Genomic DNA, 22,980 nt, shown 5'->3' on the forward strand with positions numbered 1-22,980 from the left:
GGTTGTATAGGCAGTATATGCCAAGAACTATTTTATAGCATGCCTCGAAGCGTTTGTAAGTTCGTCCAGTTGCACACTGGACTCGAACATAAAGCCTGTTTGTACCCCCTCGTTTTCCAGCTCTTGATTTACACGCCCAAGAATATCAATAAGCGATGCACCACCGCCGCCAAACATATCCCCGAGCGCTTGGCCTTGGTGAAGCAATTCACTATTGATTGCCTCGGCCATTGCCTTAAATGCCAGTGTCATGCGTTTTGCGCTTCGGTTGTTAGCAGCAATGAATCTCGCCAGCGCTTCGGCCTCGGGATCGTTGTCGCCAAACAAACCGGACTGAGCCAATAGCTCATCGATGTGTTGACCGGAATCTTTGGCCTGTCTTACCAGCTCGGTTGCTTGCACCAGTGAGTCAAGTGCTGACTTAGCGAGGTCAGGTTGTGAGGCGTTAATTTCCACGGCTTCTGCCAGTGTTCCAGACGTGTTTTTATGCACCTCCCCGCTAAGGTATTGCATCTCAACAAACGCGCTTGCTGCGCCGTTTAGCGCGCTCAAAATGTTGCGAATTTCGGGATCGGCTTCCTCGGCTACCAGCTTCACCAACTTCTCGTTTTTGTACGCCTTGGCAAACACGGCATTTTGCATGCGCTCAATCAGTTGCTTGGTTGGTCGGCCATCTTCGGTAAGTAGTCCGGCGGTTGAGTTATCCCCAATTTCAGTTAAGAAACTGTTTATAAATCCTTGGTTAGACTTGGTCAAAAGGTTGCCTGTTTCGCTCGGTTGGAAAAGGGCAATCATGCGGTCATCGATGCGCTCTGCGTCAACCCAAGCCGTCTCGGCGGCGCTCATCTGTTGCAAGTCAGAGAGGTTGGAGTCTCGGGCAAACTTAGCACGGTTAACTTTGGTGACACGTTCTCGAACCAACACTGGCTCGCGCATGCTCTCAACTTTCTCCGGTGATAGGTCGAAGCGCTCCGCATTGTCGATTAGGAACTGGCGGTACTTATCAGCCTTGCCCTCTCGATACGCCTTGATGATAGCGATGGTTCGACCGTTCCCCGACTCCACCACATTGTCTGCACCGACAATAGGTGCGCCGTGGCTAGATAGTCCAGAATCGGTTAATTGTTGTGGACGCAAATCGTTGGCCATCTTTGAGATCTGCAATTTTGAGGATACGCGAGTACGGTCGCGCGGTTGCAGTTCTTGCGGGAAGTTCGGATTGATTCGACCGTCTAAGTCGTTCGATGGAATAAGGTCGCTGGCTTCCACGACTTTAAATCCTGTTTCTACTTCGTCGCCTTTTGCTGTCACAACGTAGCTGGTGCGACCTAGCTTGGGTTTTGGATTGTCTGTTGCGTACAGTTGAACAATCTCGGCTAGGTCATTGATGTTTTTCGCCTCTTTGATTTCGGCGCTAATTGATGTGAGTTGGTTCAATTTGACCGCTCCGGTTGGAGTGGCGAGTTTTCGCATGCGAAAACTTTTGGGACAGGGAAACGGATTAAAGGCTCTTAAGCAATGCGAAAAGCGCCTTGGCGTAGTTTTGACGTTCGCTGGCTGCTAGTGCAAGGTTTAAAGATTGCTTGTAGTAATAGTCTGCTCGGATTTTAGTGAAAACATTCATTGTTTTTTCTCAAGTTCTCTGAAAAGTTCTCGCATGCGAAAATTATATAGAATGTCATGTTTTAAAGTTCTCTCATGCGAAAACTTAAGCGGCCAGTTTGTCAGGATTGTGCTCGAACCATTCAATCGCTTTTTGCTTGATGCTATCTAGCTCCAAGCCCTCTGAGTGAACGTCTCGCATTACATCAACAAACAACGATGGCTTGGCTGTATTAAACTCCCCTGCAAGGAATCTCGCAACCAGTTCGCTTTGTTCAACTGGACGTTCGCCATTGTCGCGTTCATTCTGCTCAATGTGCTTAGTGATGGTCTTGATAGCCTTGTTACGGTCAGCGCGCGACCAGCTACCAAAACCACCATTTTTCTTGGCTGAGCCCGCATCGTTTTTCCAGTCGTCCAAACCGCGCGCAATATGCCCTTTGTAGCCAAACTGGAAGTTTTCGCCATCCTTGTACACAACGTAGTTATCGCCCTTTTCAACCATTTGGTAGTTAGGGAAAAACGCCATTTCGTATTCGTACCAGTTAGGCAGAAGTAGCACTTCATTGAGCTTTTCAATCTTATCGGAGCGGCCTAACTTGGAAAATTCTTCTACCGATATTGGCTCATCCGAACTTGATACCGGTTCCTGCTCAATCTTTTGGTTAGCGCCAGTCAGTTTATTAAGAATTTCCACCAGCTCACGGTTCTTTTTGATGCGTTCACCAATCGATAGCTGGCCACTCTTAAGCTCTTTCAACAAACCCGCAGCATCGCGGTTGAGCGTCATTTTTTCTCTTAAGCTTAACACTTGATTGTCTCCGGTTTAGGCCGCCGAAGTGGCGGCCTTGGTTGTGATTAAATTTGCGCTTGGATCATGCTTGTGATGTTGCTTAGAGCGGCATCCATCAACGCTTCGTTCTCTGCTATTTGGTCGTTAGCTTCGAAGTGGGCGTAAGCCTGTTCTAGTGCGGTTTGGAACTCATCAACCAATTCCGGCGTAGGTTCACCAGTGAAATCTCGGATTTCCTTTAGTTTCTCTACATGTTCCATTTCTTCGTTATTGCCCTCTGTTTCTGATTGAGGCGCCTCACTACTTAGATTGAACGCTTTCACTAATAGCGCTTCCATTTCCGCTGTATCGTCAAATTCACCGATCAAGTTGTTGCCTTGGTATAGCGCGAACTTGTACTCGCCATCTTTAGCGATCGGATAAATGTCAGCGTGGCTTTCATTTAACCATGAACGGGCGATTAGCGGAGCGTACACGCTCGCTGGCACTGAGCCATTTACTGAGTGGATACCTGCCGCAACACTTGGTTGTACCAATGCGCCTTTTTCGTTGTAGTAGGTATCCGCAGATTGCCAGTCCTTAATCGTCTCAAGTTGAACTTTCGCTTTTTCGCTTAAGTCGGTCGCTAGAATGTTGAATAGAACGTCTAGGCTGTAAGTGAGTCCGTCCTCATCTTTCGCATTAATCGACTTCACTCGGCCTGTTGGGAAAGTCACTTCCTGCTTACCAAGTTTTAGCTCTAGGTTGGTAAAGGCTTCTAGCTGCTCAAGTGCTTTCGCTTCTTCTTCATCTAGGCTTTCACGGAATGAGGTAACGTCTAATACGTCATCCTCTGCCTGTTCGCCTTGCTGGTGCATTTCAGTTAGAGACGCGAGCTCTACCACTTTGCGCTCTTTACCAAAATCAAAGTCCACGGTTAGGCGGCCACCAAAGAAATTGCGATCGTGGTAATCGGTCATCGTGTCGCTGTTGTTGTAGTCGTATTGGCCTACATAAGCGTTAACGAACTCGATCAGCTGATCTACTGCTTCGGTATAACGGCTCATACCATGTGGCGCTGGCGAGTTAGGGTTATCAATCTCGAACTGTAGGTAAGCTGGATTGTAGAGCATGACGTTTCTTGGCAAGTCAGTCAGCGTTAGGTCTAGTGTGCCGTAGCGAGGCTTGCGTACTGAGATTTTAACGTCATTACTGATCTTGCCAGCTTTCTTAAGTTGAGCGATAAAGGCGCGGATTCGCTTAGCGATTTCACCCGTATCTCGAATGCCCTCTTTCTCGTAGATTGAGCCAAATGAATATTGAGTTGGGTCTAGCGCGAGAAGTTGTTTTTCTTCTTCGGACGTGCCCTTATTCACTTCATCTGCTGTGTCAGATTCTACGGCGTTCTTAGCACCCAATAGTTCAAGCAGTTTGTTAGCACCGTCAACCGTTAGGTAGCTGCGAGAATTGGTGTTAGCGACAAAGCGTAGCTCTTTACCCTTGCTCGATTTTGCAGAGAAGAAACTGTAGCCAAATGTGTTTTCCATTTGGTTCTCTTGTTCTTCGGTTAGCGCAATGCCGTTAATCTTGCCGTCATCGTCCACCTTGGCCAGTAGCTTGTCGGCGTTCTCGCGTAGTGTTGGGCGCGAGTGAAGCGAACCTGAGCCGTTAATGGCCAGCGTTGAATACAATGATTCAAAGCCGTTGATTGTGGTGAACATAGCCGGACTGACAGGCTCAAGTGGTGCGTTGTATTCAGTCTCTGCAATTTGCTCAAGCGTTTTGCCGTCCTTAAGCATGTTAAAGATTGCAATAGTGCTTTCTTTCACTGCTTGGTCGTTTAGTTGAGTCGCTTTTTGCTGTGCTGCTGCGCCCTCTAGGCCAGTTTCTAGCACCTTGCCTGTGTACGTATCGATAACGCTAAAGTCAGCTTGGCCAATAGTGCCTACTGGTGCGTAGCGCTTCTCGCGTGTCGCCTTGAATTGGCCTTTGTGGTTCAAGTCAGGCAATGCAGCAAGGCTAGGGAAGCCACGGCTTTCGTATTCCGCTTCGATAGCTTTTGTGTACCACAATGGCATGACCGAGTTATGGATAGCGCGCGCCATCTGTTCGTTGTCGATCTGCTCATCGTTATCCAAGTATCTAAAACCATGAATTGCCAGGATGTCTTGGTTGGTAACACTCGCCATTGCGTAGTGCTGAGCAAAGAGCTCATCTGAACTTAGTTCGGATAGGTCAGGGTAGCTACCGTCATCGATCGCCTTAATGAAGCGCTCAACTTTTTGGTAGTCCTCGCCTTGGCCTGCCATTGCTGGAATGACGGTTTCACCTTTTGCCTTGGTGTAAGCTACGTCACCCTCATGGTAAACCGTAGTCGCGCTAAACGCTTTTTCTACGTCATCCAGCGCCAACGCTTCGCCGTTCTCAAACTTCTCGTATAGGTCGCCACGTAGCGCGCGTAGGTCGAACATTTTCGCCGTTGCGCTAAAGAATCCGTCACGGTAGTTCAAGATAGCTTGCAGTAGGTCAGCACGTTTCGCACGGCGGTTAAATGGGATGCGATGAGCCGTTAGGAAATCAGTGATCTCTTTGCGGTTCTTAAACTGCGCTTCCAATGACGCTAGGGTTTCACCTTGTAGTGATTCCACTAGGTGCGCTTGCTCTGAAATGCGCTTAGCTTGGTCATCCACTTTCTCGCCACGTTTTAGCGTTTTACCAGTGCCTAGCGTTAGGTCAGCCAGCATAACTAGACGCTTGCGATCGCTTGGGCTCACTGACTGCATATCCTTAAGTTTGGATAGGGCAGTTTCTTGGAAGCGCATGCGGCCTTGCGTGTGTTCTGCTTGGCGTTGCAATTCAGCATCGCTTTGAACCAGCATTAGGTCTTCGGCAATCTCTTGAATCATTTCCGGTGTCACAAGGTCAATCGATGCGCTCCATAGCTTGTACGCTTTTGGATTTTCCTTGCGGTTCTTCATTTCCGGTTGCTGGCGTAGCTGCTTAGCGAACGCTGCTTTGAAGCCCACTTGTTTTAGGGTATCGAGCGTAGACTGAGGAATTTCATCAACGCCTTTGTCCTCAACCCATTGGTCTAGCGCTTCGGCTGCGATGCGCTCCGCTTCCTCTAGGTCGCCCTCAACCATGCCAAATAGCGGCTCTAGGTCAAAGTTGCTTACTAGCTCTGGTGGCAGTTTTTGGTCATAAGCGATCGCACCGTGGCGAATGCCATTACCAGCGTCAGCGAATTGCTCTTTAACCGATTCTGGATCGAGGTACTTAACCACTTGATGTTGTGGCGGCGTTGTACCCAAGCCATAAGGGCGTAGACGTAGGCCATACCAGAATAGGTTATCCGTGGTTTCGTCTTTGTCTTGGTCGTTCGCGTTTGGCTCGTCGTTCTCAATTGGTTGTGGTTCTTCATTGCTGTCATCGGTATCTTGAAGCAACTTAGATTCGCGATCGTAGTCAGCCAGAATAAGTGATTTAGCAGCTTCCCAACCTTGTAGATCGTCGCCACCAGCAAGCGGTGAACCCTCGCCGTAAGTGACAGCCAAGGTTTGGTTATCGCGCGCGTGGATCATGTACTGGCCAAAGCTATCATCGTCGTTCGCGTCAGGCGATTCGAAGTAGACAAACGGCTCACTATCTTCGCCTTTATCCATCTTCCAGCCCTTAGCAATGGTCTTGCGACCAATAAGAGCCAATAGCCATTCTTTGCGCTCGATATTTGCTTTTCGTTCCCGTTCTTCGTCTGACAACTGAGGAAAATCGTTTTCAATTGAATCACGGATGTATTCTTTAGCCTCGGCAAGCTCTGATACCGTCATAGCACCTTTATCGAGGTCATAAATCACATCATTGATGTACGACTCTGAATAAGTGCTAGGAACGTTTTGATTTGCTGCACCTGCAAACTCTAATGAGTCTTTAAACTCTTGGCTTAGCTGCTTAACAAAGGCATCGAGATCGCCATTGAAAGCACGGTTAATGATGAAGTCGCGCTTCTCTTGCTTAGTCCATGAAGCGTCCCATTGCTCGATCACTTGAGACGAACTACCACCAGCGTTTACATTTTTCGTTGCTGTATTTGCTGCTGGCTTGATAGCAGCAAGCTGTTTGCGTAGTTCTTCTTGGATTTCGTTTTGCGTAGCGATCTGAGATTCTAAGCGCTTCTCTTTCTTGGCCAGTTCACCGAGCTTTTGTTCCAAGTCGGTAGCTTCTTCACCTAGTTGAGCGGCTTGCTCATCGAGCTCTTGTGCCTTTTGTTGCGCTTCTTCCAATGCTTTCTTGTCAGCGTCTTTCTTCGCCTTAGCGGCTACAAACTTCTCGCTGTTGTTTTCAAGCAATTGCGCCAGCTTGTTGGTCACTTCCTTAAGGGACAAATCCATGTTGCCCTTTGGCGCGACTACGTGAGTAATATCGCGTGAGTTCATTAGGAAGCGGAACGCAATTAGCGTGTCGTCTGGATTGATTTTTAGCGGATCGTTATCCGGCGCATGGAACGCAATAGAAATGCTCTGGCCATCCGAAAATGGGATTTTCACCATTTGGACAGCAACCGCACCAGACTTGCGCGGTTTGCCTACTTCTACGGCCTCTACCGATAGAGTAGGGGTTTTACGTTCCAAGTGCTTACCGAATTGCTGAGCACGAAATTGAAGCCTTGAGGCTTTCGATTTGAACGCCTCTAACATCATTTGTGGCACAGGCTTGCACTGATACAAGTAGGTGTTCTCCAAATCCTCAAGTGACAATGCCTCTAGGATTTGATCGGCGTTTTTACCTTGCAGCACCGCTTCAATCTGCTCCGGCGTGAGCTTCTTGGCCAGATGGTCGATGCGATCCACAATCTTGATTTGATTTTGACTGGTAAACATCATGACTTTGCAGCCTCTAATTGTGCTTCAAGTTCTTTGGTTTCTTGCTTCTCTTGCTCTAATGCAGTTTCGAGATCTGTTATGCGGCGTTGTTCTTCTTCCAACTTGGTGCGAACGCTGTCCCGAGCGGCTAGGGCATTGGTGTAATTGGATTGAGCGATCTGTTCAGCCGCTTTGGCTTCTTCAAGTCGCTTAGCAATAGAACGTGTAGCTGGTTGAATGTCTGAGGTGTCTTTAACGGCTTTAGCCGCTTTACGTGCAACTTGCTTGTCAAACTTGCTTTGGTTGCGCTTCATGAGGCGAACCATTTCACGCGCAAGCTCGCGCTCGTTTTTCACGCTAGGGATAGGCTGTTTAGTGCTGTTGAGTGTCATTTGGAAAATATCACCCTCATCACCAATAAACAGCGTCATTGACTGGCCATTATCAAAGAATAACTTGGCGCGTTTAACTGTCTCGCCGTCTCGTCTCGTTCTCTTGTTCGAGGCTTCTACGTCTGTAACAGTCGCACCAGCTTGTTTTAACGCAGTGATCAGACTCTTAAGGCCGCGTTCGGTCACGTTGTCAAAATCGACCACCATATAGTTATGTGACTGGTCTAGTGCAAACTTACTGTTGTTACGCAATTTCAAATTCCTCTGAATATGTCGTACAGGTAGGAAAGATTTTGTATAGCGGATTAATGAGGGAACAGGAGCGCTCAATCTTAACGTCCAGAATCCACTCGCCATGCAGCTTTTCCCCTGCTTCGAGTTCGAGTAACTTGCGATCGAACGTCAGGTATTCGCTGTTATTTCCGGCGTGTGAAAAGTCGAGCTTACGTGTGCGAGTAATGACTGCTTTTGGTCGTTTTTTACTGCGCAACGAATAGGTTAAAGTCCCACTCGTTATGGCTCGCTGAGATTGATAACCAAGAACGAATCGAATCACATCGGGATCGTCCATCTGGTTTGCATGCAGTATTCTTACTGCGTTTCGTTTAAGCAAAAATCGGTCAGCAATGGCTAGGCCAATCACTGCAAATTCCATCATTTGCTTTGCCCTCCGGTATTAAAAAATCTCGCTAACGTTTGGCTAGTCAGCTTGCGGATAAAGTTGATCGAGTCTGCTCCGTTGTTCGACGCAATGAGGACAAGCGCGCTGGTGTAACCAGCCTCCACACCCTCGCTTTCACACAAGTAAGCGACTATCAAACCGACCACCAACGCCAGCGTTAGCTCGGTTAAAAAATCAAGGAATCCACCAGCCAAACGTTGCTCGCGTATGCCTTGGAGATATGACCCAACACCACTGAGGACAGATAGAGCCAGTACGCTAATCGCAAAGCTCTCACCAACAACTGACACTGGCATTAAATCCCCCTTTTATATGTTACCTAGTGAGTGTATTCGGAATGATGGCTTTTGCTCAATAGACGGGCGTTACTTACTTTTGAATAGGTATTAAATAGGGCTAGTTTGCAGAAAAAAGTTAGATTTCAAGAGTCTATATAAAAAAGAAGCCTCTCGCCCAAAAGGTGGGCGAGAGGCAAATTCAAGCGTTTTGTTGCGCGGCAACGCAAACAAAACTTACAACGAGGATAGTCGAGTCGAATCGATGTTTGACAAGGCAGATTATATAAATATTGGCTTTCGCATCAATATGCGCCAATGTTTTCGCATGCGAAAACATTAGGGAATGACATGTTTTAAAGTTCTCGCATGCGAAAACTTTGCAAAAAAGGGACAGCATCGTGTCCCTTAGATTGATGGTTATGGCTTGATGTAGCGGATAGAGAAATGCGAACCCTTAACCGCCGTCGACGCGCCCCTGTCTAGGAACTGAATTAAATCGCCGCGATTTAGCTTCCCAACCCATCGACAAGTGATCGTGGATGCACAATAGTCGTTAGACAAGCTCTCTGACTCTGAAATGATAACGCCGTTCTTAGTAATGGCTGAGTAAACAAGCGAGTCATTCACGGCATTGCGTCGTCGTATCGGAGTCCATTGAATGTCGTAATAACCTGCAACACGAATATCAAACCCTGACACCGGAGTATTGTATGCAACCAAATCAAACGGATCGAGATAATGGCCTATCCAATCCTTGTATTCCCATGTGGTTGAGCCAATTGTGATATTTCCCGCCCTTAACTGTCCTCCGCTACCAACAACAGACTCACCGCTACGGTTCAAAGAAGCAACTTTAGAGTCTACGTAATCCTTGCGCGCTAATGAGTGACCCGCCGAGCTTTGAGGCGCACCCGCATATACGTTGCCACTATATACCTCGACATACTTGCTTCTACGGTTAGTGTATAATCTAATCCGACCATCAGAGTTAGTAAGAATCTGAATACCAGCACGAATGTTAGTTCCATCGTAGTAAGAGGCAAAAGCCCAATGAGCACCTACACTGTCTGGCACATTAACACTGTAAGCAGCATAACCGTTACCACCCCAAGTACCATCATAGAAGTTAGGAGCTACACGAGCTGCCTTTGCTTTGGAATGCCAAGAACCAGAAGTAAACTGTCCATCAGTACGAACCAATGAGCTACCGAAAAAGACACCAGAACCAAATGTTCCTAAGTCATTGATGCGAAGCCAAGAACCATCTGTAGCTCTAACTCCTGTCTTACCACCAAAATCCAAGGTTTGGTTCAAATTTATATTTAGACCCGAAGAAGCTACGATGGGATTGTAGAAATAGAAACCACTCGTTGCCTCCGTTTGGATGTGGCACCAAGAAGAATTACGAGAACCAATCCAAGTTTTCTTTGTAGAGTAATCAAGTTCTAAACCCTTTCCGTCAATAGAGTTAATTGCCCCTAAGTCTTTATTGTAAGACGTATAGCTAGTGACCATTCGCCCTTTAACAATACCCGATGGCTCAGTCGCACCTTTGTTGCTAACGTAAGGAGTAATTGTGTGACTACACATGTATCGAATTAGGATGTTCGTGCTGTAGGCACTACGTGTTTTCACATAGATTGCGTAATTGTCACCCGATGTATTCACCCAGCCAAACTCACTAAATGGCAAGCCGCTAGGATGGTCTGTGATCACTTGGCCATTTAGGCCTTTAGGGTTGTTATTACTGGCTCGCAGAATCATTTGATGTCGTGATGATTGATAATGCAGATTGACGTTAAAGCCAGCACCACCAAAGAACTCAATAACCGCAGTAGAGCTTGATTGAGGCATCGTTACATTGGCAACCAAACACCAAGAGTTGTCACTACCTAAAGAGGTGCGCACAACCTCTGTGCGGTTGAATGCCTCTGTGACAACTTTTTGTCCTTGAACTTCGATAGGGACGGTGGAATGAAGTTTGGAGCGAGTCAGGTCTAACTTAGCATCCCCTCCATTGTGAGCGCCACCAACCCCTATTTGAACATAAGCATCAGATGAATTAGAGCCGTTAGTAAAGTAAACAGCACGGCGATTACCAATCACTCCATAGCCATCCAGCTTAACTTGCTCGCTCGCGGGAACGCTATTCCCTGAGCGCGTACCTTGCACTTCAACACTACGGTTAGAAGAAACCGACTCTGTTGCGTTCATTGAGCCGTATAGTGTTGATTGGCCACCTTTGCGGATCTTTAATCGACTGGAAATACCACTCTCTACAATCTCAAAGGTGCCATCGGTTTTCGTTTCAATATGAAAGCGCTTATCTGCATGACCTAAATGCAATTGAGAGACATTGGAACTACCCTCATCAATGGTTAGGCCACCAGTCAGTGTACCACCAGACTGTTTTAGGTAGCGGCCATCGGCTTGCGCTTGTGTCATTTTCGATGCCGCAAGGTCATACGCTTTCTTAACGGCACCTGCTGCCGCAAATTTCACATCACTGGTATCATTAATCGCCGCTGTGAATGCGTAGTTAGGCACGTTGGATAAGCCAACTTGAGCTTTTGTCACCTTGTGTGGGTTTGATGTGTCGGATTTGTGTTGAGCGATATTGGTTGTAATGGCCGCTACCGCATCTTCTTGATCCATTAACGCATCACCTAGCTCTTTGATTGTGTCTAGCGCTTCTGCTGGCGCACCACCAATCAAAGTGCTGATACGTTCGTCGGTGTGCTTGTTCGCGTTTGTCTCTGCTTGCTCTGCGCGGTCATAAGCTGCGTTACCGCGATTTAAACCATCAACGCCTTTGTCGTATGCCTGTTTAACAGCACCAGCGGTCGCCAGTTTACTGTTGGACGTGTCTGATACCGAGCTGGTGGCTGGATAGTTTGGTACGTTGCTTAAGCCTACTTGTGCCTTTGTGACTCCGTGCGGGTTCGTTTTATTGCTAGCGTGCTCATCCACTTTTGTCGTGATTTCTTCACGCAATTTTCGAGCTGGACTACCACCAACTTGAGTCAATTTTTTTAATGCCATTCAGAAATATGCCTTTCTCAATTCATTGACCAGCAACTCCGACAAAGCGCCGGAGCACATCGTTAATGGGGAAGTAGGAAAGGAAAGGTCATGTTTACTTGAAGCCAATAACCGTCACGATGTCGCCAGCTTGTAGCTGTTCACCGAACGTGATTGTGTTACCAGATAGACTCCATACACCTGCGTTCTGCATTACGCCGCACACACTTAGAACAAGGATTGCTGATACTGTACCCGCTGGCAGAGTGACCGTAGTTGATGCAGCTTCGACAGTAATATCCACCGTTCGGATCGCGTCTTTGATGGAAGCGCCTAGACTATCTTTGGTTGCATATTTACCGTCAGATTCCGCTTTGGTGTATGACGCGCCGCTAGCAGCTAGACCGCTACGTGCTTGTGAAATGATTTGTGATTTAGTGGTGTTCTCAAGCTTTGCTGCGTTAACGGCAGTTGCGTCAGCGTCTAGCGCGCCCACGTCTTCAGCTGTGAGCTCGACGTTTGCGCTTAGCGCGTGACCGTTGATGGTACGAGTCTTTGGCACTGCATTAACAACACGAGAGTCATTACCCTGCATAACCGTGCCAGCGCTAGTGCCGAAGTTTTTGTTAAATGCTGTATTTTTGCTAAACGCTGGTTCAGCACCTACGTCTGTAGCTTCAAGCACTACGTTACCGCGCTGGCCGTTAACAGATGAAACCGCATCTGTTGGCGTTAACAGCTCTTGCCAGTTCGCTAGTGTGCTTGCTGGTTGGCGCATAAGAACGAATGATTTACGCAGATCCGAACGGATTGCCATATCACCCTCTTGCGCTGTAAGAGCAAGCATTTCCGCTTCTGATTTAACAGGGAACGTTTCTTTGATTGCGATAGCTGGCAATTGGCCTTGTGGGATCTTACCTGTGCTATCTAGCGTAGCCACGCCCTCTGCAACGCCTTTCTTGTTATTAGGGATGTAGTCGTGAGTGTGGCTTGCTGGTGCTGCGCCCACATCTGAGTGAGTCAGAGTCACATCGCCCGTTAGTGGTTTGTTATTGATAGTGCGAGAAGTTGGGACAAGGTTCGAACGCGCTTCACTGACAACTTGTGCCTTGGTTTTGCCCTCAAGTTTTGATGAGTCTGTTGCGCGAGCACCCGCTGGTAATGCACCAACGTCTTGAGCTGAAAGATCAGAAACGAGACGGTTAATGCGAGTTAATTTGTTTTGTGTAGCCATAAAAGATCCAATTTTCGTTGTTAGTAAAAAGGGCATTTATGGGGAATAGGTTTTGGGGGAATGTAGAAACTGATTAGCCGACCAAGGTGATCTCCGTTCCTGCTGCAATTTCGTCAACAAACTGGATAACACCAGTGTCCGGCACAATGGTGTAAGCAATATCTTTTGATTGCTGTACACCTTGTAGGAACACAAGCTTAATCGCGCGCTCTGCAAATGCTGGCGGGATAGCGAATGTGTTCGAGGTATTAGGGAAGTGGCTATGGAATACTTCCATAGGCGAGCCAGTAGCGCCGCTGTTGATGATAGATTCAAGGTTATCGATGTGCTCTTGAAGCTCTGCAATGATGGAGCTTGAGCTTAATGATGGAACACCAAGAGTAATCACCACTTCATCACCCGTTTCAAGTGGTTCGGCTACTTCAACTTCGTTAGTGTCTTTTAGAAACTGCCAAGCACTATCTTTGGTTTGCACGATACCTTGGATAGACAATGAATCTACTTCTGGCACCTCGTAAGGCAATGCGATTTTTGTTTCACCACCAGACGCAATGTATGGCCAATGCTCAACCGATTTGTTGTAGGCGGCAACGGCTTTACCGTGGACTAGCTTGATTGCTCTCGCTGTAGCATACAGCTGATCGTTATCTACGTTTATCTCACTGGTTGCGTCCCAGTTGTTTACCAAGCCAAGGCCAACTTGCGCCTTGGTTACGTGGTGCGGGTTTTCACGGTCAGCGTAGTGCGCATCGGCTTCGGCGCGCATCGCATATTGCTTATGTGGGTCGGGATGTGAAACGTGGCCTTGTAGGTCATAACCGCCTTGTTCACGATCATCAAAATTAAGGTGTTCACTTTTGAGTTGGCTAACGCCATCTGGCACGGTAGCACGACACAAAATCAAATGATGTTCTTCTACCGCCTCCTGCGGAAGCACCTTAACTTGTGATGCTTCAATCTCTGACGCTAAATCGACTTGCTTTGTCTTTACGCCGAACTTATAGAACGCCTCAAGCACCACATAAGAAGTCGCCCCAACCGGAATTTCCACATCAATATCGTGTTGCTGGCGAACGGTTAGGATGTAGTCGTCACGCTCAACCAATGCCACGCCAAATTGTTCACCACTGCTCACACGCAGTTTCATTCCACCAGCCGGAGCACATTCAAACCCACGGAAAATACCAGCGCGAACGATGCCGTAGAATTTGCGGTTTAGACTGTTACTAGCCAGTGGTTCTAGGTACTGTGTATCGGTGATAAACGGTAGCGCTTGCCAGTCCGTTAGCAGTGGTGGAATGATGATCGTTTCTTCGAAGTTTGGGCGACTCATTAGGCACCAACCTGCGCCACTTGAGCGCTATCCGTGCGAGCCGTGTTAATCACGATTTCTATCGATAGACCACGGTCAGAGTAGATCCAAACTGGTTGAGTGACAGCTACTAGAATTAGGCCGCCGCTCGCATCTTTCACGCCCACGCAAGAGAACTGGTATTGTTCATCTTCTGCTAGCGTACCCGCTGGCAAGTTTGCCGTTATCACGATATTGCCGTTCACATAGGCGTAGTTCGCCTTAGAGCGGTAAAACACGTTTTCAACGGTTGTCTTATCCAGTGGGATAGGCATGCAGCTAGGCTTGCCCTCAATTTCTTGGATAAGGTCAAAACCCCATTCAAGATCGCCAAATTGGAAATAAGGCTCAGTACCATTGGTAGGCAACGACGACAAGGCGCGTTCGTCGTAATAACGGTTAAGCAGTTCACACTGCGATAGGACTACTTTTTGTGTAAGCACCTTTACGACCTCGTATAAGTCGTGGCGCTTTAATGGGACGGGGAATAGGAATAGGGTTAATAGTACCGTCTATCAATGGAGATCGCATCTAAGGGGATCGCATCCATTCTAGGTGTACCATACATAGGGCTAACAGGGCGTTCTTCCTGTGTCGTCGTTCCAGTCTGAACAAAATCCTGTTTATAGCTCGGTGTTGATTCTATATCGGTCGTGGTCTGTTTTCCAACCGTAACATGGTCAGAATAGTTAGGTATTTCCACCATATCCATGACTTCAAATTCAATAGAATACAATTGGCCATCTAAAACAATACGTAATGGGATAAGAGGATGCACCACTCGCTTAATCTTTGCTTCGAATGCTCGAATGGCTTCCTCGGTAATACCATCCTCACCTGCAATGTCGTTCAAAGGGATGCGAATAGCGCCGCGACTGGTCAGGAAAAAGTCGCTCGGGTTTAATCCGTTTTGCAGCTCTAACTCTGACTCGGGAACTAAGAACATGCCGTATGGGAATCGGTCTTGATCTACTGGCGCGTAGATTCGTTCCCACTTAACACGTAGCCCTTTAAATTCACGCGCGAGCGTTGAGATAAGTGGGTAAATGGTCTTTTTAAAGTGTATTTCGTCCTTACGCTGCATCACAACGTGTGGCAAGTCCTCATCGGCCACTTCGCCTAGTGGGAAGATTTTTCGCAGCTCTTTAATGTCTTCTAGCAGCGATTCTTTGTCCATTTCGTACAGTGAAGAACGCGCTTTAAGCTTTTCAATGTATGACTCTACGTGCGCTTCAATTGACTCTGCGATCGCGCTTGCTAAATCTACCCAAGCGGTTTCCTTTTGACGCGCCTTGGTTAGCTGGCCAGATAGCCATTTTCCAAAGTCTCCAAATGCCATGTTTTTTCCTTATTGGTGTGAAAGTTTTCGCATGCGAAAACATCCGTGTTTTTCATGCTCCGTGCGAAAAAGTTCTCGCATGCGAAAACTTCTATGAGTAATCGAAGTTAAGTTGAATGGTTGACGCACTCACGTCTAAATAGTGGTAAGTATCAATAGGGATGCGGTCAAGAATCCCAACAACATCAACCTCAAACTCTTTAATACCCAAAGTTACGTTGAGCTCTTGGATGGCGTCCCAAATTTGGTTTTTGGTAATGCGGTCATTGCGACTTGTCTGTTTGCCAAATTTCTCATTTAACGCATCGGCTAGTACCTTTGTCGCCCATTCTGGATTTGAGCTTGGATAAAGCTTGCCAGTAATCGCTACAGTGAAAGGCTCGTCTTTACGTTCCACCATTTCATAGCGTTCGTTGTAGCCCTCACGGCCAGCGAATAGTTCTTGTATTTCCTTATACAAAATCTCGTCGGGCTTATCGGCAGAATACGCGCAAATGAAAATGGTATTGATGTTACGAACGTCAGGTTTTCCAGTGAGTTTTTCCTGATCTGCTTCGCCCCAAATGGACAACCAAGTAACACCCGAAACATTACGCTTAACAAAGGTCATGTAATCCGAGTCCCACGCAATCTGCTCGTCATAGATTGGCGAGTAAAGGGCGTTGTTTCGGATCGATTCAATGTCTTCTGGCTCAGCACCGCCGATAATGCTGGTGGACGTTTTGATTGAGAGCTGGTCTTTATAGGCGCTTTGAATCCCTATATCGATAAGCTCTAAAGGCTGCGTATCGAGTAGGGTAGTTACACCATTAGTCAGCCATAGCTCAAACTCAATTACATCACCTGTCGCTGGCGCGCGACCGTTATTATTGTTACCAAAGCGAACGCCTAGCTGGTCGGTTGGCTTATAATATTCCATGTAGGCTTTGGATTTGCCGTCCGTATTGCGAAACTTAAAAACGTGCGTCCATTGCTCGCCGTTCACGCGCACGATGATGTTATGAATACGCTTAGTCAGCTCCTGAGGGAACGCCACGGCCAACCAGTTCTGTCCCTCATCGACCGTGTAGGTCATTTTGGACACTTCGAACTGTTGCACCTCTACTGCGGCGCTTTCTTGCGGCATCAAATCAATGGCTTCCATTAGCGTATAGCGCAATTGATTGTCGGCAACGCATTGGCTGTATTTCGGCAAGGTTACGCGCTTTGTTCCGGTATTGGTCACTAGCGCACGGCCTTTCGATGGTGCTGCTTTTCGACCTACATAGCCCTCAGTTTCAGCACCCGCCAAAATGGAGGTGCGTTTAGTGGCTAGCGTCAAATAAGATTCTTGCAATGCACGGCTACTGATTGCTGCCATACGTTCAACAATCTTGGCCACAAATAAGCAAAGGTAGTCAACGAACTGCGAACCAATATGACGTGACCACCAGCTTGAACCAGCGATCGACTCGTTAAAGGTCTTTTTGACTTCTTCTAACTTACTCAAAACGTAATACCTCTCTCCAACGTTTGACCGTTCACAACGATCGTCAATTTGTAGGCATCGATACCGTTCACGCTTGGCTCTACGGCAATGCCTTGAACCACCGCGTCTTTCACGTCAATTGGGAGGGTTAATAGGATTGAGTTTTCGATAGCTGCTGCTGTGGTTTCGTTTATTGGTTCATGCTTGTATGCCCCTAATCTGTTGCCCCATTTTGGAGCGCCCCAAACTTGGCCTTGAGGTGTATCGAGCCATTCAGAGACGCGCGCAACGATCGCGTGTTTCTCATCGGCTACTTTTACACCGTCAATATCGACCCGTAGTAAGTAATCAATTTCTTGGCTCATCTATCACTCCATATCAGCGCTTTGACGCTGTAACGAACGGTCATCAAAGTTGAGAGGAATAGAGCCACTAGCCTTAGTGGATGAGGCTGGCTTGTCTTTGCTTGAGCTGCCGTTAGGCGCTGCAAAGATAGTGGTTGGTTTGTTGTTATCACTGCCGCTAACCGCGCGCCCAATGGCATCTAGTGAATGCTTGCTAAGTTCCACGGTTTGAGGCTTACCGCTCTCTTTGAGGTCTTTCATTGCTGCCTGTGCTTGCAGCTCGCTAACTCGCTCATTGCGTTGGATGGATGATTGAGTCGCAACCGTCTTATTCGAGGTGTTTTCGGTATCCACTTTCACCACGGATTGAGCATCCGTTTTCTGGTTACTTAGCTCGGTATTGATGGATGATTCATGGCTGGCAGTGGTCACGCTGTTGGTTTGCGTGTTGTTTGCAGCCTTGGTTAGTGCAGCTACGGCCTCGGCTTCTTTACGGCGTTTGATCTCCGCATCGACAGCGGCCACTTGTTCGGCTTTCTTATCTGGCGAGTAAACTTGGCCAAGCTCGGGATGTTCGACCATACCGGACATATCCATGCCCGTTTCATTAGCCACTTGCACACGTTTGTCCTGGCTAATGCGTTTTTCTCTTTTTACAGCTAAGTAAGCTTCTTTGTAGCTAATGTCTTGCTCGCTGGCCTTTTGCGATACCTCTTGAGAGGTCACTTGAGTTGAGTTTTTCGCATCAAGTTCGCGCATGGTTTTCTCGTCGCCGGACACTTTAGCTGTGTGGTAGGCTTCGGCGCTCTTAAGGTGTTCTTCTTTCTCCGGTTGAGCTTTCTCAGCCTTAGAATCCTTAGCCTCTTTGTCGTCCTCAACCTCACCGCCAAATAGCTTGTAAATGCCTTTGGCCATATCGCCAGAATCAAAGGTTAATGCTTCCTTAGCGCCATCAAAACCGAACGCCCCAAGCGCCGAACCAAGCAAACCAGCACCGCCACTGACTAGGCCACCCAAATCGAGCACGTTCGCCAATGCCATTGAGCTTTTCTGGCCAGTTGTCGCCTCTTGGCCATCTTTGAGGTTGAACGTCTCTTTCTGCTTGTCTTGGTCTGTAAATCCGCTAAACGCTTCGTAGGCCATTAAAGCCGGAGAAAGGAAAGGAATTGCCTTGCCAGCAACAGAGCCGATTTTAGACATACCTTTAAAGGCGGCACCCGCCATCGATACGCCCTTGTTGGCCACGTTTGAGGCTTTGCTGCCAATGCCTGACATTACCGATTTGATACGGCCACGTTTGCCACCCGCTTTACGGCCAGCACGTCCACCAGCACGGCGGCGTTCAAACATATCGCCAGCTAGGTCTAATAGACCGCCTTGACCATCGTTCGCCGCTGCTTTGGTTGCCGAAATCAGATCATCGAGCTTATCTAGTACATCATCGAATTGGCGTTCACGATCAGCACTCGATTCATGGAGCACTTCAAGCATGTTTGCTCGGTAGCTCTGTTCTTTGGTGCTTTTGATCTCACTAGCTGTGCTTATCCGGCTAGAATCACTCCCAACAAGATTGACAGGCACGTTACCCCTAGCACCATCACGGTTAGGTCGATCACTAGACGTAATTTGCGTTGAATGGCTTGTCTCGAACGAATCTTTTGTCGCTGATAATTGTTCATGGCTAACTGTCTCTATGGCTGTGACGGCCTGACTGTCTGCCTCTGGCGCTTGCTTGCCTCGGGTAAAGAGTCGGCCTAGTTTCGATTCTTTTAGCTTGTTCTTGGTTGAGGTGGCTTTTTCGGTCACATCATCCAATGCTTCTTTAGCGTCTTGCCCTAAGTGATAAAGCTCTTTAGCGGAGTAGAAGAACGAACCACCAGCCGCAGCGCCAGCCGCATCGGTCGCGTCGTTTTCTTCCTGTAGGAACTCTTTCACGTTATTGATGGCCAGTTGCTTAAGGCTGGTGGCCACCTTGGCAAAAACGTTCTGGCTTTCCTTTTCCGTGTCGGTTTGCTTTTCAATTTGGCGCTCTAATGCGGTTTGCTGTGCGTTCTTGTAAGCCGATTGCTCTTGCTTACTCGCATAGCGACCATCGGAGCGTCGAAGCTTGCCGTTAGCGTCTTCCCAATAGCCCTCAAACTCTGCCAATGCGTCAGAGACAGCCTTTTCTAACTTCTCTGGCACATCATCAAGGATTGAGGTATCCAAACGTTCAGAATTGAATTCTGGCGCTTCTACATTCACGACAACGGGCGCTTGTTTTTCTGACTCGCGCGCGTCCTCGCTTTTCAGCGTGTCAGCAATCGACTTTACGCCACTTACAGAGCTGCTTTGCTCGATCGCTTTGGCGTCCGGCTTGGCTTGTGTTTCTGCTGGCTGACTAGGCGCAAATGACAACTCAATTTCACCTGTACGCTTGGTCTTGGTTGCACTTGGTTTAGGTGTGCCGCTTGATTGTTGTTTTAATCCTTTTTGTGGATTAATGCGCGGAATAGTAGAGACGTTAAGAGAGGCATTGGAAACGCCCTTAGTTACCGCCTTTTCGATGCCCTTTGTATCCACTGCAAGGACGGCCTTTTGTTGGCTCGTTGGTAGAGTCTTGCCATCGAGTTTGCGACTAATCTCAGATAGCACGGTCAGCTCTTTGTCACTGGCTCGCTTCACTGCATCAACAACCAGTGAAAGATCAACCTCTTGTTGGTTTCTGTCCATTTTTCACCTTGTCTTGGAGCGCTTTATCTAGGCTTATGGCCATCGTTTGAGGTGTTTTGAATACCGCATCGATAGGCTGGCCACCGTAGATCGTTAAGTTCTCAATCAGTACGTTCCAACCAACGTAATCAAAACGTTGTAATGAAGTCGTTATTCCGAAAGGGTAAGAGCAACGTTCGAGTTGCTTCACCTCCTTGCTCGATAACTTTCTGGCACTGCGGAATGGTGGCGACTAGGTAGTAACGCCCCTCGTCGTACTTGGTGAGCAATCCGTGACGCGCATTGCGTAGACACTTTTCAACCTTGGCAAAGGCCACACGAAATTCCGTATTGAGGTACATCGATTTCAATAGGTCGATTTTCCACACTAGGGCATCGTCTTGGTCTTTGGGTTGATCTTCGAACGTTAGGCAGTAGGCCAGCTCAGTGAGCGCCATGTGATTCGCTTGCTGCTTCCATTCAGCGCTGTCCGGTTCGTACTGGTCGCGCTCATTGCGAATGTTCTCAAGTTGCTCCGCTTCGTAACCGGTTAGTGGTTTCACGTTCGCTAGGTATGACTTGCCTTTCACGCTTAAGGTGATCTCTTGTTTTGGCAATCCATTGAGCGCTTTGGCCGATTCCATTAGCTCGCCCATATTGAGGTCGAGATAGTGAGTTTCTTTGCAGTGCTCGCACTCATAGCTAAAGGGAATAGTGCCTAGCTCGCTGGTGGACATAAAAATCCACCACAATGCTGCGCGGCGATCTTCACCAGTCCATAGGCCGCTATCACTCATAGGGCGCTTGCTGGTGTCTTGCATGTGGTTCAGATAGCGAGTTGTGTTGGCTTCCTCTTGGTACTCGTTGAGGTCGCAGAACAATAGAGCGTCTTCCACGGTTGGGACTCGAAACTCAATCACTTCTGAAATGTTACTTGGTAGTGGAAATGATGGAATGTGCATTACAGTACCTTGTTACCTACAGACATAAATTTTTGGAGAATGAGCGGGAATGACTGGATCTGGTTGCCGTTTTCGCGTGAAAACATCACGTTGCCAATCTTGGTAGGAAAGACTCGATAGCTCTTATAGAGTGACTTTTTACCGTCCTCATTGAGCGTGAATATGTTGATTTTGAACACGTACTCTTTGGGGATGTTGAGTGTGCCGTCTTGGTTTCTGACTTTCTTTATTCGGCTTTCAAACCATTTAGAAACAGTCAGGTTTTGGTCATCACGAACCGTTAGCGTGATTTCGCCAACACTGCTGTATGTAGGCAGCGCAATCGAGCCCGAACCGACTTGGAATGAATCTGCATCGATAGAGCCAGCACCAAAATCAATATCCTTTACGTAAATATCAAAGTCCGTTGGCGCGTCCGGCGAGTCGATTTCTACCGCCCATTGCCAGCCTTGTAGCCACGGTTTATTCATAAAGTTATTGGTCGCGCGTTTGGCGAGCTGCATGTATGGATTCATGGCGGCCTCGCTTAGAGCAACGATACTGGTGGAACAATGGCACGGTTCGCGCGCATTGAGTTTTCAATCTCGGCTTTACGTGCGGCTAGGTCAGGTTCGGCAGCAATATCGGTCACATCCAACTTGCCAGCGATGGCAATACGGCGTTGACGCTCTGCGTTCGGGATAGTGATCAGCAATTCCAGATAGTCGCCAAGTAAGCTAATGCACGGCGTTGGAAGCTGGAACGAATCAAACGGCTCATTGAGTACGTTTTGCATGTACATCAATGTCAGTGGGAATGTTTCTGCGCCCGTTAATTTCAGTTCAAGAACGTTGCCCCAAACTTCGCTACGCACATAACGGCCACGGTCATCTTTGACCACCAGCCTTGCAGCAAAGTCGGACGGTAATTCAAACTGATTGTTATCGGCTAAGTCGCTTTGTTGGATGCGAGTTTTAGTGGTAAATCCGGCAATCTCTTGGTACTTGGCCAGCGCTTTACGCAATAGGCTTAACAGCGCCTTTTCGTCGTCGTGGAGCAAGATAGGGAATCTCGCTTTCACGTCTTCGAGTAGTTCAATCGGTGTCATGGCCGCTCCGGTAGTGGCGGCGCATTTTGAGATAGGGGATAGGCTTGGTGAATATTAACTCAAACCAATAGGGTAAGCGATTTAAACTTTGTTATTGTCGATGGACAAAAAAGACCGAAACTCACTTTTGGACAGAAATGTTTTATATGGTTTACTAATTTAGTAAACCATAGATTACCTAAAGTATGGCAAAATTTATTGTGCAATATTGATAGTGCAGACGACTCGCTTTCTCAGCTTATTTCCATGAGTTAGCTCATACCTATTTTCAATCGTCAACAAACTGTAATGAAAGCATGATAAATGTCGAATTTAGTAATCCTAAACATTTACAGGGCAATTGATGAAAATATTATTTGTGTGCAAACATAATGCAAGCAGAAGCATTTTGGCTGAAGCAATTGCAAAAAAATACCTGCCTGAAAATTTCCAAATCGCAAGTGGCGGTAGCCATCCTAAGGGTCAGATCAATCCTCGTATTGCACAATACCTTGAAATGCATGGCTTTGATGCCTCTGAGTTTCACAGTACGTCATGGGAAGAAAGGCTGAGCTTCCATCCAGATCTAATAGTTACTGTGTGTGACACAATGCACAATGAAACTTGCCCAAACTGGTTATCTGCTGGTATTCGTGTTGCTTGGGATCTTGAGCCATTGCCTAATGATGAAGCTTCAGTCTCCGAATTTAACAAGCAGTGCGATAAAGTATACTTCTCTCTAAAACGAAGAATTGAAGCTCTTGCAAACATCGATTTTCAAAATCTCGATTCTGAAGAAATAAAACAGCATGTGCTTGATCTGAAATCAATGTAGATAAGTGTATACGTAACGAACTGATACTACTTCATTAAAGCTTTTTACAACTCTCGCTTATTCGATGACTTGATGTTAAAAAAT

General features: G+C 47.4%; 18 protein-coding genes. 1 reads left to right on the top strand and 17 read right to left on the bottom strand.

The window, feature by feature from the left end:
- Nucleotides 1-27: 27 nt before the first annotated feature.
- The 17 genes from CAG68_RS09815 to CAG68_RS22150 form a co-directional block, all read right to left on the bottom strand.
- Complete coding sequence (locus CAG68_RS09815; RefSeq protein WP_161441063.1) at nucleotides 28-1,473, bottom strand: hypothetical protein; 1,446 nt, start codon at nucleotides 1,471-1,473, stop codon at nucleotides 28-30.
- Nucleotides 1,474-1,708: 235 nt separating this feature from the next.
- Nucleotides 1,709-2,392 carry a hypothetical protein gene (locus CAG68_RS09820; protein ID WP_161441064.1) on the bottom strand — a complete coding sequence of 228 codons (684 nt, stop codon included), beginning with the start codon at nucleotides 2,390-2,392 and terminating at the stop codon, nucleotides 1,709-1,711.
- Nucleotides 2,393-2,460: 68 nt separating this feature from the next.
- The gene (locus tag CAG68_RS09825; protein ID WP_161441065.1) at nucleotides 2,461-7,254 is read right to left on the bottom strand and encodes a hypothetical protein; all 4,794 of its coding nucleotides are present in this window, start codon (nucleotides 7,252-7,254) and stop codon (nucleotides 2,461-2,463) included.
- Nucleotides 7,251-7,877: a hypothetical protein gene (locus CAG68_RS09830; RefSeq protein ID WP_161441066.1), complete on the bottom strand. Its 627-nt coding sequence runs from the start codon at nucleotides 7,875-7,877 to the stop codon at nucleotides 7,251-7,253. Before CAG68_RS09830 ends, CAG68_RS09825 begins: the two co-directional genes overlap by 4 nt.
- Nucleotides 7,870-8,283, bottom strand: coding sequence for a hypothetical protein (locus CAG68_RS09835; RefSeq protein ID WP_053307343.1), 414 nt, complete (start codon nucleotides 8,281-8,283; stop codon nucleotides 7,870-7,872). Before CAG68_RS09835 ends, CAG68_RS09830 begins: the two co-directional genes overlap by 8 nt.
- Complete coding sequence (locus CAG68_RS09840; RefSeq protein ID WP_074190812.1) at nucleotides 8,280-8,603, bottom strand: hypothetical protein; 324 nt, start codon at nucleotides 8,601-8,603, stop codon at nucleotides 8,280-8,282. The genes CAG68_RS09835 and CAG68_RS09840 overlap by 4 nt, the downstream gene beginning before the upstream one ends.
- A 399-nt stretch (nucleotides 8,604-9,002) precedes the next feature.
- The gene (locus CAG68_RS09845; RefSeq protein ID WP_161441067.1) at nucleotides 9,003-11,627 is read right to left on the bottom strand and encodes a hypothetical protein; all 2,625 of its coding nucleotides are present in this window, start codon (nucleotides 11,625-11,627) and stop codon (nucleotides 9,003-9,005) included.
- 94 nt (nucleotides 11,628-11,721) lie between these two features.
- Nucleotides 11,722-12,840 (bottom strand): hypothetical protein, encoded by a 1,119-nt coding sequence (locus tag CAG68_RS09850; protein WP_109170136.1) that lies wholly within the window; start codon nucleotides 12,838-12,840, stop codon nucleotides 11,722-11,724.
- A gap of 73 nt (nucleotides 12,841-12,913) precedes the next feature.
- Complete coding sequence (locus CAG68_RS09855) at nucleotides 12,914-14,173, bottom strand: hypothetical protein (protein WP_161441068.1); 1,260 nt, start codon at nucleotides 14,171-14,173, stop codon at nucleotides 12,914-12,916.
- A complete protein-coding gene (locus tag CAG68_RS09860; protein WP_109170137.1) occupies nucleotides 14,173-14,634 on the bottom strand; it encodes a hypothetical protein in 462 nt (153 codons plus the stop codon). Before CAG68_RS09860 ends, CAG68_RS09855 begins: the two co-directional genes overlap by 1 nt.
- Before the next feature lie 56 nt (nucleotides 14,635-14,690).
- Nucleotides 14,691-15,530: a hypothetical protein gene (locus CAG68_RS09865; protein ID WP_161441069.1), complete on the bottom strand. Its 840-nt coding sequence runs from the start codon at nucleotides 15,528-15,530 to the stop codon at nucleotides 14,691-14,693.
- A gap of 91 nt (nucleotides 15,531-15,621) precedes the next feature.
- Nucleotides 15,622-17,019 (bottom strand): hypothetical protein, encoded by a 1,398-nt coding sequence (locus CAG68_RS09870; RefSeq protein WP_161441070.1) that lies wholly within the window; start codon nucleotides 17,017-17,019, stop codon nucleotides 15,622-15,624.
- Nucleotides 17,016-17,363 carry a hypothetical protein gene (locus CAG68_RS09875; protein ID WP_033905435.1) on the bottom strand — a complete coding sequence of 116 codons (348 nt, stop codon included), beginning with the start codon at nucleotides 17,361-17,363 and terminating at the stop codon, nucleotides 17,016-17,018. Before CAG68_RS09875 ends, CAG68_RS09870 begins: the two co-directional genes overlap by 4 nt.
- Nucleotides 17,364-17,366: 3 nt before the next feature.
- The gene (locus CAG68_RS09880) at nucleotides 17,367-20,054 is read right to left on the bottom strand and encodes a hypothetical protein (RefSeq protein WP_161441071.1); all 2,688 of its coding nucleotides are present in this window, start codon (nucleotides 20,052-20,054) and stop codon (nucleotides 17,367-17,369) included.
- Between the two features lie 128 nt (nucleotides 20,055-20,182).
- Nucleotides 20,183-20,995, bottom strand: coding sequence for a hypothetical protein (locus CAG68_RS09885; RefSeq protein ID WP_074190819.1), 813 nt, complete (start codon nucleotides 20,993-20,995; stop codon nucleotides 20,183-20,185).
- A complete protein-coding gene (locus tag CAG68_RS09890) occupies nucleotides 20,995-21,510 on the bottom strand; it encodes a hypothetical protein (protein WP_161441072.1) in 516 nt (171 codons plus the stop codon). Before CAG68_RS09890 ends, CAG68_RS09885 begins: the two co-directional genes overlap by 1 nt.
- Nucleotides 21,511-21,521: 11 nt before the next feature.
- The gene (locus tag CAG68_RS22150; protein WP_074190821.1) at nucleotides 21,522-22,082 is read right to left on the bottom strand and encodes a hypothetical protein; all 561 of its coding nucleotides are present in this window, start codon (nucleotides 22,080-22,082) and stop codon (nucleotides 21,522-21,524) included.
- Nucleotides 22,083-22,425: 343 nt separating this feature from the next.
- Between CAG68_RS22150 and CAG68_RS09900 the strand changes: the two genes are divergently transcribed.
- Nucleotides 22,426-22,896: an arsenate reductase/protein-tyrosine-phosphatase family protein gene (locus CAG68_RS09900; protein WP_161441073.1), complete on the top strand. Its 471-nt coding sequence runs from the start codon at nucleotides 22,426-22,428 to the stop codon at nucleotides 22,894-22,896.
- Nucleotides 22,897-22,980: the final 84 nt, after the last annotated feature.

Origin of the sequence: Vibrio sp. V42_P2S4T144, from assembly GCF_009904715.1 — a bacterium.
Lineage (GTDB): Bacteria > Pseudomonadota > Gammaproteobacteria > Enterobacterales > Vibrionaceae > Vibrio > Vibrio alginolyticus.

What these genes read in the sequence shown, in the direction of transcription:
- CAG68_RS09900 (WP_161441073.1), top strand. Translation starts at nt 22,426, where the DNA reads ATGAAAATATTATTTGTGTGCAAACATAATGCAAGCAGAAGCATTTTG.
- CAG68_RS09885 (WP_074190819.1), bottom strand. Translation starts at nt 20,995, where the DNA reads ATGCACATTCCATCATTTCCACTACCAAGTAACATTTCAGAAGTGATT.
- CAG68_RS09855 (WP_161441068.1), bottom strand. Translation starts at nt 14,173, where the DNA reads ATGAGTCGCCCAAACTTCGAAGAAACGATCATCATTCCACCACTGCTA.
- CAG68_RS09845 (WP_161441067.1), bottom strand. Translation starts at nt 11,627, where the DNA reads ATGGCATTAAAAAAATTGACTCAAGTTGGTGGTAGTCCAGCTCGAAAA.
- CAG68_RS09815 (WP_161441063.1), bottom strand. Translation starts at nt 1,473, where the DNA reads ATGCGAAAACTCGCCACTCCAACCGGAGCGGTCAAATTGAACCAACTC.
- CAG68_RS09850 (WP_109170136.1), bottom strand. Translation starts at nt 12,840, where the DNA reads ATGGCTACACAAAACAAATTAACTCGCATTAACCGTCTCGTTTCTGAT.
- CAG68_RS09840 (WP_074190812.1), bottom strand. Translation starts at nt 8,603, where the DNA reads ATGCCAGTGTCAGTTGTTGGTGAGAGCTTTGCGATTAGCGTACTGGCT.
- CAG68_RS09825 (WP_161441065.1), bottom strand. Translation starts at nt 7,254, where the DNA reads ATGATGTTTACCAGTCAAAATCAAATCAAGATTGTGGATCGCATCGAC.
- CAG68_RS09835 (WP_053307343.1), bottom strand. Translation starts at nt 8,283, where the DNA reads ATGATGGAATTTGCAGTGATTGGCCTAGCCATTGCTGACCGATTTTTG.
- CAG68_RS09890 (WP_161441072.1), bottom strand. Translation starts at nt 21,510, where the DNA reads ATGAATCCATACATGCAGCTCGCCAAACGCGCGACCAATAACTTTATG.
- CAG68_RS22150 (WP_074190821.1), bottom strand. Translation starts at nt 22,082, where the DNA reads ATGACACCGATTGAACTACTCGAAGACGTGAAAGCGAGATTCCCTATC.
- CAG68_RS09880 (WP_161441071.1), bottom strand. Translation starts at nt 20,054, where the DNA reads ATGGACAGAAACCAACAAGAGGTTGATCTTTCACTGGTTGTTGATGCA.
- CAG68_RS09865 (WP_161441069.1), bottom strand. Translation starts at nt 15,530, where the DNA reads ATGGCATTTGGAGACTTTGGAAAATGGCTATCTGGCCAGCTAACCAAG.
- CAG68_RS09820 (WP_161441064.1), bottom strand. Translation starts at nt 2,392, where the DNA reads ATGACGCTCAACCGCGATGCTGCGGGTTTGTTGAAAGAGCTTAAGAGT.
- CAG68_RS09875 (WP_033905435.1), bottom strand. Translation starts at nt 17,363, where the DNA reads ATGAGCCAAGAAATTGATTACTTACTACGGGTCGATATTGACGGTGTA.